Raw genomic sequence first — 222 nt, 5'->3', positions numbered from 1 at the left:
ATAGATAGCTGGAATCTTTTTCATTATCATAAATACATGAATTTTGTGTTATGGCGGTGTACTTTCTTAAGTTCACCTCCATAAAGGCGAATCCTAATTCATTTTCCACTTTCGATTTGCCTCTCACTGACATACGAGTGAAACTCAAATTAGCCTTCAAAAATCCGAAGACAGGTTCTACATCTATTTTACGTTTTCCATAGATTTCTCCCGTTTCTTCTT

Annotated in this window: 1 protein-coding gene; it reads right to left on the bottom strand. The window is 35.1% G+C overall.

Annotated features, from left to right (window positions below; all coding sequences use genetic code 11):
* The coding region (locus Q1A47_RS20775; protein ID WP_299632775.1) for a transposase at positions 1–222 on the bottom strand (222 nt) is incomplete at both ends.

This window comes from uncultured Virgibacillus sp., from assembly GCF_947495635.1.
Classification (GTDB): Bacteria; Bacillota; Bacilli; order Bacillales; family Amphibacillaceae; genus Virgibacillus; species Virgibacillus salarius.
Note: the sequence above shows the minus strand (reverse complement) of the source record. Positions and strands in the feature narration are given on the sequence as shown.